Origin of the sequence: Methylobacterium tardum, from assembly GCF_023546765.1 — a bacterium.
Taxonomy (GTDB): domain Bacteria; phylum Pseudomonadota; class Alphaproteobacteria; order Rhizobiales; family Beijerinckiaceae; genus Methylobacterium; species Methylobacterium tardum.
The window spans coordinates 3,335,506-3,349,006 of record NZ_CP097484.1; the positions used below are offsets into that span (position 1 = coordinate 3,335,506).

The window sequence follows — 13,501 nt, forward strand, 5'->3', positions numbered from 1 at the left end:
GGCCGGTCCGGGACGGCAACGAAAGACTGGGAGCGACATGGGACACGGACACGCGCACGGCGGCGGCCACGGGCATTCGCACGGCGGCGGCATACCCGCGGGCTCGGCGGCGGGCAGGAACAAGGGGCGCCTAGCCTGGGCGCTCGCCCTGACGCTGACCTACATGGCCGCGGAGGTCGTCGGCGGCCTGCTCACCGGCAGCCTCGCGCTGCTGGCCGATGCCGCCCACATGGTCACGGATGCCGGCGGCCTCGCGCTGTCGCTGCTCGCCATCCACTACGCGGCCAAGGCGCCGTCGCCGGGCAAGAGCTTCGGCTACATGCGCTTCGAGATCCTGGCGGCCCTCGCCAACGCCGTCGTGCTGCTCGGGGTGACGGCCTACATCCTGTACGAGGCCTACCGGCGCTTCTTCGAGCCGACCGAGATCCTCGGCTGGCCGATGATGCTGGTCGCGTTCGTCGGCCTCGGGGTGAACCTCGCCAGCATGAGACTCCTCGCGGGCGGATCGTCGGAAAGCCTCAACGTCAAGGGCGCCTACTTCGAGGTCTTCTCCGACATGCTGGGTTCGGTCGGCGTCATCGCCGCGGCCCTCGTGGTGATGGCGACGGGCTGGCGATGGGTCGATCCGCTGGTCGGCGCCGGCATCGGCCTGTTCATCGTGCCGCGCACCTGGCGCCTGTTGAGCGAGGCGCTTCACATCCTGCTGGAGGGAACGCCTCTGGGTGTCGATCTTGCCGCGCTACGAACGGAGATCGAGGCGATGCACGGCGTGCGGCGCGCCTACGACCTTCATGCCTGGACGCTGACCTCCGGCTTCGACGCGATGAGCGGCCACGTGGTCATGGACGACGTCGCCGCCGGACCCGACCTCATCCGCGCGGTCCGGCGTCTGGTGAAGGAGCGACACGGCATCGAGCACGTCACCGTCCAGGTCGAGGACGAGGCGCTTTCGGCCGAGGCCGCGCGCCTGCCCGTGTGACGGCGAGCATCCGGCATGAGCAAGAAATCGGCGCGGCTGCAGAGCGAGTGGGCGCCAAATCCTCGGCGCAAGCGACGGGTCAGGCCATACGTCCGCAAAGCCGCGGATCGAATGATGATAGCGATCTGTATCGGATTGCCTCTGGCCGTATTGTTTCTCCAATACTTCAAGCACCTCATGAAGTGATGCCTGAGTAATGATGCTTGACTATGCAAGGTGTTTTCAATGAATGATCTACAAACGCACCATTTTGCCGTGACGACAACGGCGATGCTTGCGGTTCTGAGAACATCGACCATCGCCATGATGACCCTTCTCATGCAAAAACTTTCAGCACCTGAACGGGAAGAGGTTTTCGCAGAGATCGCGGCGACAATCGGTGAGTTGCCCCCGGATTATTCCCAGGCAGGCCCCGTGGGGACCAAGTTCTACGAAGAGGTGGTGGCCGAGGCGCCGGCGCTCGCGAAGGCATTCGTCCAAGATTTGCGTAGATCTCTTGGTTGAAATCCGATGAGACCATTTATCAGTTATCGAGTGTTGGTGACGGAGAGCAGAGGTCCCGCGGACCTGACGCGCCTGTCGCCTTTTCTGTGCTCGGTGCCCGGCCCGTCACTGAGGCTTAGGCGTCTCCGTATCGAGTGCCAACTGGGCATGGCGGATCTTCCTGGCGACACCGCGCCTGCGCGGGTTGCTCGCCCTGAATTTCGCCGTCGCGGCGGCCGGCGCCATGGTCATCGTCAATACCGTGGTAATCGTCCAGGCCCTGCTCGGACGCCCCCAGCACGACGTCGCCCTTGCCCTTGGACCCTTCGGCGCGGGCTCGATGGCCGCCGCCCTGGTCCTACCGCGGGTCCTGGACCGCCTGTCCGACAGGGGTGTGATGCTGCCGTCCGCCGCCTTCCTCGGAGTCGTCCTCGTCGGGGTCGCTGCCCTGACCTGGTGCGGGGCCATCGGCTGGCCCGTACTGCTCGGGACCTGGCTCGTCCTTGGGATCGGCTACTCCGCCGCCCAGTTCGCGCTCTCGCACGCGTCGTGGCTCCTCACTTACCCGCTGGCGGGCTGCCTCGGCGCTGCCGTCGGGATGCCCGCGACCCTGGCGGCACTCGGCGCCCTGACCGTCGCGGGCGTCGCGGCGGCGGCCATGCTTTGGCCTGCATCCGACCCGGACGTCGTCGCACATGCCCACGCGGACCTCGACCCGTCCCACCCCCACGTGCGGGGGATCGGTCAGGGCCGGCACGAGCATGCTTTCGTCATCGACGACCTGCATCGGCAATGGCCGTCCAGGGCGAATTAGGAACCACACGGCGAGCGTTGGAACGGCGACGCTCAGGGGGGCGTCGGGTGCCGGACATCCCTCATCCGATGGTCTGTCGGGGGCCGTGAGGATTGCGTCGCGGCAGGTCCGCATCGAGGGGAACACGGCATGAGGACGTTGCTCGGATCCTGGCAGCTGTGGGCGCTGCTTTCTGCCGCCTTCGCGGCGTTGACCGCGATCTTCGCCAAGGTCGGCATCGAGAACGTCAATTCCGACTTCGCCACCTTCATCCGCACGGTCGTCATACTCTGCGCCCTCGGCGCCATCCTGGTCGGCACGGTCCAGTGGGTACCGGTCGGGTCGGTCTCGGCCAGGACCTACGTGTTCCTGGTGCTCTCGGGCCTCGCCACGGGCGGCTCATGGATCTGCTACTTCCGCGCCCTCAAGCTCGGCGAGGCCAGCCGCGTGGCCCCGGTCGACAAGCTCAGCGTCGTGCTGGTGGCCGTCTTCGGGGTCGTCTTCCTCGGCGAACGTCTATCTCCACCGAATTGGCTCGGCGTCGCCCTCATCGCCGCCGGGGCCGTGCTCGTCGCCTATCGAGGATGAAGCCGGCGGGAAGGGATGCGTCGCGGCGCAGTCCAGGGCGAGGGCTCGAAACCGGACGGACCGACCGATGCGCGTGCTGTTGATCGAGGACGACCGGATGATCGGCGAAGGGCTGTCGAACGGCCTCTCGGCCGAGGGCTATTCCGTCGATTGGGTCCGCGACGGCGGCGAGGCCGAGACGGCCCTGCTCAACGGCGGCCACGCGCTCGCGCTGCTCGACCTCGGCCTGCCGGGCGGGGACGGACTTCGGGTGCTTCGATCCGCCCGGGCGGCCGGGATCGACACGTCGGTGCTCATCATCACGGCGCGGGACGGCCTCGAAAGCCGCGTCGCAGGCCTCGACCTCGGGGCGGACGATTACCTGGTCAAGCCGTTCGAGATGCGCGAGCTGCTCGCCAGGATGCGGGCCATCCTGCGCCGTCGGGCCGGGCGGGCGAGCGCGCGGCTCGTGGCCGCCGAGACCGAACTCGACACGGAAAGCCACGTCCTGTCCCACGCCGGGACCGTCGCGGTCCTGTCGGCGCGCGAATACGCCCTCATGCACGCCCTGATGGAGCGACCGGGGCGCATCCTCTCTCGTGCGCAGATCGAGGAACGCATCTACGGGTGGGGCGAGGAGGTCGAGAGCAACGCGGTGGACGCCCTGATCCTCACGGTCCGTCGAAAGGTCGGCAAGGGCGTGATCCTGAATGTCCGCGGCGCAGGTTGGATGGTACCCAAGCCATGAGGGCCGCCTCCCTGCGCCGCACGACGCTCGTCTGGATGACCGCCCTGCTCGCCGGAATCGGCTTGGCCGCGATGGTCGCGGCCTATGCCCTCGCGCGGATCGAGGCGGCCGATTTCCTCGACGGGCAGTTGCGGCAAGTCGCCCTCAACGCCGGTCCCGGGCTAACGGACGCGGACGCGCCGCCCGCCGCCGACCAGGACCCGGAGGACCAACTCGCCGTCACCATCTGGAAGGACGGGCAGGTCCTGCGCGACGACCGCGGCGTCGACGTCCGCCACCCCGGCCGCACGGGATATGCGAACGTCGTCATGGGCGGCGAGCTCTGGCGCACATACACGACCGCCAACGGCACAACGACGGTCCGGGTCGCCCAGCGCGACGTCGTGAGGGCGGAGTTCGCACGCAATGCGGCGCTCGGTGCCGTGGCCCCCCTGCTGCTCCTCGTCCCGCTGTCGTGGATCGTCGTCGGCTGGGCGATGAACCGGGCGCTCGGGCGGCTCGACGGCTTGGTGCATGACCTCGCCGGGCGCGGCGCCGCCGCCCAAGGCCCCTTGCCGACGCGCGGCGTGCCGACGGAGGTGGCGCCCCTCGCCGAGGCCATGAACGGGCTCATCCTTCGCCTGCAGGCCGCTCTGGCCGCCCAGAAGCGGTTCGTCGCCGACGCGGCGCACGAACTGCGTACGCCGCTCGCCGCGATGCAGATCCAACTCGACCTCGGCGGGCCTGCCGGTGGCGGGAGCGACGCGCGGCGTACGGCGCTGGCGGACGGCCTCCGGAGGGCGAACCGGCTGGTGGATCAACTGCTCCGTCTCGCCCGGCTCGACGACGGTGCCGAGGCGCGTCCTGCATCCGTCGACCTCGGCCAGCTCCTGCTCGACTGCGTCGCCGACCACGTCGTGCTCGCCGAGCGCAAGGACATCGACCTGGGCGTGCATATCGAGACACCCGCGACGCTTCACGCGTCGGAGGACGAGGTCCGCGTCCTGTTCGCCAACCTCGCCGACAACGCCCTGCGCTACACGCCGTCCGGAGGCCAGGTCGACGTCCGTCTGCTGAACCGGGACGGTGCGTGCGTCGTCACGGTTCGGGACACCGGCTGCGGGCTGCCGCCGGGAAGCGAGGGCCGCCTGTTCGACCGCTTCTTCCGGGCCGCGCCACCGGAAGTCGAAGGCACAGGGCTCGGGCTCGCCATCGCCCGCCGCATCGCGGAGCGCAACGACCTCGGCCTGACGGTCGAAAACCGACGTGACGGGCAGGGGACCCTCGCAACCGTCAGACTGCCGGCCTGAGGCCGAGCCTGCGGCTCCTTTGGACGAAGCTCATTCTGCCCTCATTATGGCTCGCTATCACGGTGCCCGACCATGACGGACGGGAGACGGGGATGAGCGAGATCCAGCGCCAGATCTTGAACAAGGTACCGGAGGTCACCGCGGTCTTCTGGGTCATCAAGATACTGTCCACGACCGTCGGCGAGACCGGCGCGGACTACCTCGCGGTGAACGTCGGCCTGGGTGCCGCCGTCACCGCCACCCTCACGGCCGGCCTCCTCGCGGCCGTCCTCGCCCTGCAGGTGCGCGAGTGGCGCTACTTGCCCTGGACCTATTGGTCGACCGTCGTCCTCGTCAGCGTGGTCGGCACGCAGGTTACCGACATCCTGACCGACAAGCTCGGCGTGAGCCTCTTCGTCAGCACCGGCGTGTTCGCGGCCGCCCTCGCCACCGTGTTCGCCCTTTGGTACGCGACCGAGCGGACGCTCTCGATCCACGCCATCGTGACCCGGCGCCGCGAGGCGTTCTACTGGCTCGCCATCCTCCTGACCTTCGCGCTCGGCACGGCCGCGGGCGACCTCGCTACCGAGGCGCTGGGGCTCGGCTTCAATCTCGGCGTCGTCATCTTCGGCACGATGCTGGCCGCCCTCGCCCTCGCCTGGCGCCTCGGCACGAACCCGGTGACGATCTTCTGGCTCGCCTACATCGTCACGCGCCCCCTCGGCGCATCGCTGGGCGATCTGCTGTCGCAGGCACGGGAATACGGCGGCCTCGGCTTCGGCACGGCCTCCACCAGCCTCGCCTTCTTCGCCGTCATCGTCGCCCTGGTGACGTCCCTGAGCCTCGTCTCCGGACGCCCTGGCGAGCCGGCCGGACAGCGGCGGGCCTGACCGTCCGCCGCCTCCCGCATCCCCATCCTCCAGTCCTTCCAACGCCGCACGACACGGAGCGAATGACCATGCGAAACATCCTCCTCGCCGCCATCGCCGCGACGGTCATCGGCGCCACGGCCGCCCCCCTGGGCCTGCAGGCGATGCAGGACGCCGCCGTCGGAGCGACGCCCAAGGCGATGGCGGCCTCGAAGCTCGGCGACCTCTCCAAGTTCCGGACCATCGTCGCCGACGTAAAGGCGATGACCGACCGGGGCGACCTCGCCGCCGCCAAGACGCGCATCAAGGACCTGGAATTGTCCTGGGACGCGTCCGAGGCCGGCCTGAAGCCGCGAGCCGCCGCCGACTGGCACGTCGTGGACAAGGCCATCGACCGCACCCTCGACGCGTTGCGGGCTTCGAACCCCGATCCGGCCGCCTGCCGTCGCGCGGTCGACGACCTGCTCGCCATCATCGACCAGACCCACACCGCGTGAGCCAGCCCTCGCTTTCCCACGGCAGCCCGATGCAACCGACCGAGCGACCCGGACACGTCGAACCCGCCAAAGTGCCAGAAGCCACCGCCGGGTTCTGGGCCATCAAGATCGTGGCCACGACGTTGGGCGAGGTCGGCGGCAACGCGGTCACGTTGACGCTCGGTCTCGGCTATCTCGCCGGCACGGCGATCTTCGGGGCCGCCCTGGCGGTGCTGCTCGCCGCACAGGTCCGGGCGGACCGCTTCCAGCCGCTCCTGTACTGGGCCGTGGTCACCGCGACGACGCTCGCAGGCACGACCCTCGCCGACTTCTGCGACCGGTCCCTCGGCATCGGCTACGCGGGCGGGTCCCTGGTGTTGCTCGGATTGGTCGTCGCGACCCTGATCCTGTGGAAGCGCACGCTCGGCACGGTCGCCGTGGAGACGGTACGGTCCCCGCGGGCCGAAGGTTTCTATTGGGCCACGGTCATGTTCTCCCAGACGCTCGGCACCGCGTTGGGCGACTGGATGGCCGACAGCAGCGGACTCGGGTACAACGGGAGCGCGCTCCTCATCCTCGTCGCGCTGGTCGTGGTCACGGCCCTCCAACTGCGAACGCGCGTTTCCAGGCCGATGCTGTTCTGGACGGCGTTCGTCCTGACGCGGCCGCTCGGCGCCACCCTCGCCAACTCGCTCGACAAGCCAGTCGCTTCCGGCGGCCTGGGCATCGACGACATCACGATCTCCGGCGTGCTCGCGCTCGTCATGGCCGGGCTCGTCCTCCTCATCCCGCAGCGTGCCGGTCGCCGGGCGGCCTGCGCCGACGCGCCGTGAGGTTTCCCCTCGAAGAAGGAGCAGGTCCGATGGACGACCGTTACGAACGCGCTCTGAGCAAGGTGCCGGAGGTCACGCTGGGCTTTTGGATCATCAAGATCCTGGCCACGACGCTCGGGGAGACCGGCGGCGATACCGTCACCATGACCCTCAATTGGGGCTACCTCGCCGGTACCGCCCTGTTCGCCGTGCTGCTGGTCGCGCTCGTGGTCGCCCAGGTCATGTCGAAGCGGTTCCACCCGGTCCTGTACTGGTCCACGATCGTCGCCTCGACCACCTTCGGTACGACGATGGCGGACTTCGCCGACCGCTCGCTCGGCATCGGGTACACCGGCGGGTCGACCCTGCTCCTCGTTTGCCTCGCGGCCGTGCTCGGGCTCTGGTACGCGACCGAGGGCACCGTGTCGGTGAACACGGTTTCGACCCCCGGGTCGAAGCGTTCTATTGGGGGGCGATCACCTTCTCGCAGACGTTGGGCACCGCGCTCGGCGACTGGCTCGCGGACACCGGCGGCCTCGGCTACGAGGGCGGCGCCCTCGTCTTCGCGGCGGCGCTCGCGGTCGTCGTCGCCCTTTACTACCGGACCTCGGTTTCGCGCGTCACGCTCTTCTGGGCGGCGTTCATCCTGACCCGCCCGCTCGGGGCCACGGTGGGCGATTTCCTCGACAAGCCGGTCGCCGACGGCGGGTTGAACCTGAGCCGGCCGCTCGCCTCCGCCGTGATCGCGGCCTTCATCGTCGCGCTCATCGTCCTCCTCCCGCAAAGGGCCGGTCAGCATCCGACAGAGGGAGCACAGGCGTCGCGCTGACCCGGACGTTCCCGTGCGAGCGCCGAACGGCCACCGTGCCTTGCCCAAAGCTTCCGGATCGCCACGTCCAAGCGTATGATGAGGGGGAACCTATAGTGCCAAAGCATGCCCGCTGCATTACGCGACGACTTCATCGGGCTGGATGAGTACGAACGCCTCTGCGAAGCGGCGGAGGAAGGGGAGCGGCTGGAGTACATCGACGGGCAGGTTGTCCGCATGCTGGTCGGCGGCTCCATCGCCCACCATGCCTTGACCCGGTGCCTCGATAACCTGATTGCCGACCGCCTCCCCGGCGGGCCGTGCGCGTCATTACGTCAGACGATGCGGCTCCAAGCGGGAACGGCACGCGTCTACCCGGATGTCTTCGTCGCCTGCGGGGATACCGTCGAACCGGATCCGGAGACCAACAGCGTCCGTTCGGCGACCGTCATCGTGGAGGTTCTGCCCCCCGCGACCGAACGGTACGACCGCGGCGGGAAATGGCTCGAATACCAGACGCTGCACGACCTCATGCATTTCGTCCATGTCGCGCAGGACCAACGCCGGGTCGGATTCTTCCACCGTCAGGGAGACGGATGGCACTACGAACTCCTACAAGGACCGGACGCCGTCCTTCGGCTAGCGGCCATCGGGGTCGAGTTGAGGCTCGACGATTTCTACTCGTCCATCCCGCTGCTAGCCACGGAGGGCGGCGACCTCGCTACCCAAGCCACGTTTGCCACCGTTCAGGTATCGGGCATTGCGGGGATGAAGGGTCTTCCACGCTCGCCGGACATCTACGCCATGGTTACGGAGATGGACGCCGGCGAGTGTGAGGCGGCCGTAGCTGCCATCGTCGGCTTGGTCGGTACGCCCGCGATGGTGGATTGGAAGTCCGTACTGCCGGAGCGGCTGCAGAACCGGCTGGATGCTGTTCTGAGCGCCAGCACTTACTATTAGGCAGTCCTTTCAGGAGCCGGGCGGCTTAATCATAACCGAAGGGGGGCGGCCCCATGAGGGCTTGGGCGTCCTCCAACGCCCGGTCGACGTTGCGGGGGTGTTTGCCCGCTCTGGCACCCGCCGCGACGACCAACGCCGGATGGAACCCCGTCTTCATTACCCACTCCGAACCTAAGCGGTCCGTACCCCGACGGCTAGGGCGGCCATGGCGCTCAGCAGGTAACCGACCTCAAAGCGTTGGATCTCGGTCACCAAAGGGCACTGACGAAAGCTTGATGTTGACAGCGGAGAGCATCTCTGAATCAATGCTCTCCCAACCTGAAAACCTGCCGATACGCCGGCGAGGTCAGGCTTCTCAGTAAATCGGTCCACATAATTCGCTTCCCGGGACATATTTTACTGAGAAATTACACCGGCTATGCCCTACACGTCGAGATTGGCCACGCTCAGCGCGTTCTCCTGGATGAATTCGCGCCGCGGCTCCACGACGTCGCCCATCAGCTTGACGAACAGGTCGTCGGCATCGGTCACGTCCTTCACCTTGACCTGCAGCAGCGAGCGGATGTCGCGGTCCAGCGTGGTCTCCCAGAGCTGCTGAGCGGTCATCTCGCCGAGGCCCTTGTAGCGCTGGAGCTGCAGGCCCTTGCGGCCGAACGCCATCACGGCCTCGAACAGGGCCACGGGCCCGTGCAGCACGGTCTCGTCGGACTTGCGCATCAGGGTGGCGGGCTCGCCGTAGATCTCCCGGAACGCGTCGGCACGCTCGGACAGGCGGCGGGCCTCCTGCGAGGTGATCAGGCCGGCGTCGAGCGTCGCCACCTGCCGGACGCCGCGAAGCGTCCGGCTGAGGCGATAGCCGCCCTCGAACGATTCGCCCTGCCAGCCGCGCTCGATCTCGTCGGCGATGGCGTCGAGCCGGCGCGCGGTCATGTCGGCCAGCACCTCGGCCTCGCCGGCGCGCGACGCCGCCTCGGCATCGAAGGCGCCGGCCAGGACCGCCTGCTCGACCACGGCGCGGTCGTAGCGCGTGTGGAGGCCCTGGAGGATGTTCCGGAAGGTCCGGGCCTCCTCGACGAGGCTCTTGAGCTGGGCCCCGGCGAACTCCGCTCCCGTGGAGAGGCGCAGAACCGCGCCGTCGGTGCCCTGGTCGATCAGGTAATCCTCGAGGGCGCGCTCGTCCTTCAGGTAGATCGCCCGGCGGCCGCGCTCGGCTTTGTAGAGCGGCGGCTGCGCGATGTAGAGGTGGCCGCGCTCGATCAGCTCCGGCATCTGCCGGAAGAAGAAGGTCAGCAGCAGCGTCCGGATGTGCGAGCCGTCCACGTCGGCATCGGTCATGATGATGATGCGGTGATAGCGCAGCTTCTCCGGGTTGAAGCCCTCGCGGTCAGTGGACGAGCGGCCGATACCGGCGCCGAGCGCGGTGATCAGTGTGCCGATCTCGGCCGAGGACAGCATCCGGTCGGCGCGCACCCGCTCGACGTTCAGGATCTTGCCGCGCAGCGGCAGCACCGCCTGGAAGGCTCGGTCGCGGCCCTGCTTGGCCGAGCCGCCGGCGGAATCGCCCTCCACCAGCAGGATCTCGCACTTGGTCGGGTCACGTTCCTGGCAATCGGCGAGCTTGCCGGGCAGCGAGGCGATGTCGAGCGCGCCCTTGCGGGTCACGGTCTCGCGAGCCTTGCGGGCCGCCTCGCGGGCCGAGGCCGCGAGCACGACCTTGCCCATCACCGAGCGCGCCTGGCTCGGATTCTCCTCGAGCCAGGTCGACAGGCCCTCGTTGAGGACGTTCTCCACCGCCGGCCGAACCTCGGAGGAGACGAGCTTGTCCTTGGTCTGCGACGAGAATTTTGGATCCGGCACCTGCACGGAGATGACCGCGGTGAGGCCCTCGCGGCAATCCTCGCCTGTGAGCGAGACCTTCTCCTTCTTGGCGATGCCCGACGATTCGGCGTAGCCGGTGATCTGCCGGGTCAGGGCCGCGCGGAAGCCGGCCATATGGGTGCCGCCATCCCGCTGCGGAATGTTATTGGTGAAGGGCAGGACCGTCTCGTTGAACGAATCGTTCCACCAGAACGCGACCTCGACGCGGATCCCGTCGCGCTCGGAGCTGACGACGACAGGGCTCGTCATGCCGTCGATCGGCTTCCGGGAGCGGTCGAGATAGCGGACGAAGGCCTCGATACCGCCCTCGTAATACAGCTCCTCACGCTTCTTCTCGGCATGGCGCGCGTCGGTCAGCACGATACGCACGCCGGAATTGAGGAAGGCGAGTTCGCGCAGCCGCTTCTCCAGCGTGCCGTAATCGAACTCGATCATCGTGAAGGTCTCAGTCGACGGCAGGAAGGTGACTTCCGTGCCGCGCCTTCCGTTGCCGGGCCCAACCACTTCGAGGGGTGCCACCGCGTCGCCGTGGCGGAACTCCATCGCGTGCTCCGTATCGTTGCGCCAGATGCGCAGGCGGAGCCACGATGACAGGGCGTTGACCACCGAGACGCCGACGCCGTGTAGGCCGCCGGAGACCTTGTAGGAATTCTGGTCGAACTTACCGCCCGCGTGCAGCTGGGTCATGATGACCTCGGCCGCGGACACGCCCTCCTCCTTGTGGATGTCCACCGGGATGCCGCGCCCGTTGTCGGACACCGTGCAGGAGCCGTCGGCGTTGAGGGTGACGGTCACGAGATCGGCGTGGCCCGCCAGGGCCTCGCCGATGGCGTTGTCCACCACCTCGTAGACCATGTGGTGGAGGCCTGAGCCGTCGTCGGTGTCGCCGATATACATGCCGGGCCGCTTGCGGACGGCGTCGAGGCCCTTCAGCACGCGGATGGATTCCGCGCCGTAATCGGCGGGCTCGGTCTGTGGGGTGTCGGCCATGGATGTCCTCGGGCAGGCGGGCCTTGTCGCGACGGAGGAACTCGCGCCGTCGGGCGCCCATGCCTGCGCTCTCTTTGGTCCGCCTGATATAGGGGTTCCGCGTTGAGATTGCACGATTTTACCGGCTCGAGGCGGGACCGGATCCTCGCTTTTCTGACGCTCCCGGCTTAACGCCGCGTTAGCCCTGGATACCGCCTGCGCTGGCATCATCCAAGCGGGCGACCGCATCTGCCGTCAGGGTCAGGCTCGCGGCCCCGAGAAGCTCGCCGAGCTGCGCCACCGTGGTGGCGCTCGCGATCGGCGCGGTGATGCTTGGCCGGGCGATGATCCAGGCCAGCGCGACCTGGGCCGGGCTCGCACCCTGGGCCGCCGCCACCGAATCGAGCACGTCGAGCAGCGCCAGGCCGCGCGGGTTGAGGTACTTGGCGACGCGGTTCTCGCGGGCACGGCCGGCGGCGTCCTGCGCGGCGCGGTACTTGCCCGTCAGGAAGCCCGCCGCCAGCGAGAAATAGCCGATTACGCCGATCTGCTCCTTGCGGCAGAGCGGCTCGAGCTCGGCCTCGTAGCCGCGCTCGGCAAGGCTGTAATCGGGCTGCAGGCACTCGTAGCGGTGCAGGCCGGACGACGCCGCGACGTCGAGCGCCTCGGCGAGCCGCGCCGCGCTGTAATTCGAGGCGCCGATGACCCGGACCTTCCCGGCCGCGATCAGGCGCTCGTGGGCCCTCAGGGTCTCCTCCAGCGGGACCTCGGCATCGCCGAGATGGGATTGATAGAGGTCGATCCGGTCGGTCCGCAGGCGCCGCAGGGAGGCCTCGCAGGCCCGCTCGATGTGCCGGGCCGACAGGCCCTTGCCGGCCTCGCCCAGGTCCATGCCGACCTTGGTAGCCAGGACGATCCGGTCCCGCGCCCCCGGCCGCACCGAGAGCCAGCGGCCGATCACCGCTTCCGATTCGCCGCCGACATGGCCGGGCACCCAGCGCGAGTAGACGTCGGCGGTGTCGATGAAGTCGAAGCCGCGCTCGACGAAACGGTCGAGGATCGCGAAGGAGGCCGCCTCGTCGGCGGTCCAGCCGAAGACGTTGCCGCCCAGGCAGAATGGCGCGACCGTCAGGTCAGAGCGGCCGATGCGGCGCTTGTCCATGGTCCTTAATCCTGCAGGAACGGGTTCGTGGCCCGCTCCTCGCCGAGCGTGCTGGTCGGTCCATGGCCCGGGATGAAGGCGATGTCGTCGCCCAGTGGCAGGACCTTCTCCTTGATCGCCCGAATCAGCTGCTCGTGGTTGCCGCCGGGCAGGTCCGTGCGGCCGACCGAACCCTTGAATACCACGTCGCCGACCAGGGCGAAGCGCGCGTCCCGGCTCACGAACACGACGCTTCCGGGCGAGTGGCCTGGACAATGGAGGATGTCGAAGCCGAGACCGCCCACCGTGACCGCGTCGCCCTCGCCGAGCCAGCGGTCCGGCGTCACCGCCCGGGCTTCGCCGAGGCCGTAATTCGCTGCCGTCTCGGGCAGGGAATCGAGCAGGAACTTGTCGGCTTGGTGCGGCCCTTCGATCGGCACGCCGAGGCGCTCGCGCAGCTCGTCGGCGCCGGCCGCGTGATCGACATGGCCGTGGGTCAGCAGGATCTTCTCGACCTGCACGCCCTGCTCCCGGATCGCCGCCTCGATCCGGTTCAGATCGCCGCCGGGATCGACCACGGCGCCGACCTTGGTCGCGTCGTCCCAGATCAGGGTGCAGTTCTGCTGGAAGGGCGTGACCGGGATGATCCCGGCGCGGGGCGTTCCTGGCATCGCGAAATCTGTCCTGATGGCGCCCGGCGGGCGCGGTCCCGTCTGTGATAGCGCGATCGCGGCCCTGGGCCCACCCGCA

At 68.4% G+C, this 13,501-nt stretch carries 13 protein-coding genes and 1 pseudogene; 11 read left to right on the plus strand and 3 right to left on the minus strand.

The features are described 5' to 3' along the window. Positions 1-37: 37 nt before the first annotated feature. The 11 genes and pseudogenes from M6G65_RS15980 to M6G65_RS16030 all read left to right on the plus strand — a co-directional run bounded on the left by M6G65_RS15980 (position 38) and on the right by M6G65_RS16030 (position 8,763). Positions 38-979 carry a cation diffusion facilitator family transporter gene (locus M6G65_RS15980; RefSeq protein WP_250104167.1) on the plus strand — a complete coding sequence of 314 codons (942 nt, stop codon included), beginning with the start codon at positions 38-40 and terminating at the stop codon, positions 977-979. A 225-nt stretch (positions 980-1,204) separates the two neighbouring features. Next, positions 1,205-1,483, plus strand: a complete 279-nt coding sequence (locus tag M6G65_RS15985; protein WP_124262910.1) for a hypothetical protein — start codon at positions 1,205-1,207, stop codon at positions 1,481-1,483. A gap of 184 nt (positions 1,484-1,667) precedes the next feature. Then, positions 1,668-2,276, plus strand: a complete 609-nt coding sequence (locus tag M6G65_RS15990; protein ID WP_007563927.1) for an MFS transporter — start codon at positions 1,668-1,670, stop codon at positions 2,274-2,276. A 129-nt stretch (positions 2,277-2,405) separates the two neighbouring features. After that, positions 2,406-2,843 (plus strand): EamA family transporter, encoded by a 438-nt coding sequence (locus tag M6G65_RS15995; protein WP_050733501.1) that lies wholly within the window; start codon positions 2,406-2,408, stop codon positions 2,841-2,843. Positions 2,844-2,910: 67 nt separating this feature from the next. After that, entirely contained in the window at positions 2,911-3,570 is a 660-nt protein-coding gene (locus tag M6G65_RS16000; protein ID WP_050733500.1) for a response regulator transcription factor, read from the plus strand. Further along, complete coding sequence (locus tag M6G65_RS16005; protein WP_250104168.1) at positions 3,567-4,859, plus strand: sensor histidine kinase; 1,293 nt, start codon at positions 3,567-3,569, stop codon at positions 4,857-4,859. Before M6G65_RS16000 ends, M6G65_RS16005 begins: the two co-directional genes overlap by 4 nt. Before the next feature lie 92 nt (positions 4,860-4,951). Continuing rightward, positions 4,952-5,728: a COG4705 family protein gene (locus M6G65_RS16010; protein WP_050733499.1), complete on the plus strand. Its 777-nt coding sequence runs from the start codon at positions 4,952-4,954 to the stop codon at positions 5,726-5,728. A gap of 68 nt (positions 5,729-5,796) precedes the next feature. Next, a complete protein-coding gene (locus M6G65_RS16015; protein ID WP_250104169.1) occupies positions 5,797-6,204 on the plus strand; it encodes a histidine kinase in 408 nt (135 codons plus the stop codon). A 29-nt stretch (positions 6,205-6,233) separates the two neighbouring features. Beyond that, a complete protein-coding gene (locus M6G65_RS16020; RefSeq protein WP_050733498.1) occupies positions 6,234-7,016 on the plus strand; it encodes a COG4705 family protein in 783 nt (260 codons plus the stop codon). 29 nt (positions 7,017-7,045) lie between these two features. Continuing rightward, a pseudogene (locus tag M6G65_RS16025) lies at positions 7,046-7,824 on the plus strand (COG4705 family protein). Between the two features lie 105 nt (positions 7,825-7,929). Next, the gene (locus M6G65_RS16030; protein ID WP_250104170.1) at positions 7,930-8,763 is read left to right on the plus strand and encodes a Uma2 family endonuclease; all 834 of its coding nucleotides are present in this window, start codon (positions 7,930-7,932) and stop codon (positions 8,761-8,763) included. 423 nt (positions 8,764-9,186) lie between these two features. Here M6G65_RS16030 and gyrB read toward each other — a convergent pair whose 3' ends face one another. The 3 genes from gyrB to M6G65_RS16045 all read right to left on the minus strand — a co-directional run bounded on the left by gyrB (position 9,187) and on the right by M6G65_RS16045 (position 13,422). Then, on the minus strand, positions 9,187-11,631 hold the full coding sequence (gyrB, locus tag M6G65_RS16035) for a DNA topoisomerase (ATP-hydrolyzing) subunit B (protein WP_250104171.1): 2,445 nt from the start codon (positions 11,629-11,631) through the stop codon (positions 9,187-9,189). Positions 11,632-11,809: 178 nt separating this feature from the next. After that, positions 11,810-12,772, minus strand: a complete 963-nt coding sequence (locus M6G65_RS16040) for an aldo/keto reductase (protein WP_250104172.1) — start codon at positions 12,770-12,772, stop codon at positions 11,810-11,812. Positions 12,773-12,777: 5 nt separating this feature from the next. Then, complete coding sequence (locus M6G65_RS16045) at positions 12,778-13,422, minus strand: MBL fold metallo-hydrolase (RefSeq protein ID WP_250104173.1); 645 nt, start codon at positions 13,420-13,422, stop codon at positions 12,778-12,780. Positions 13,423-13,501: the final 79 nt, after the last annotated feature.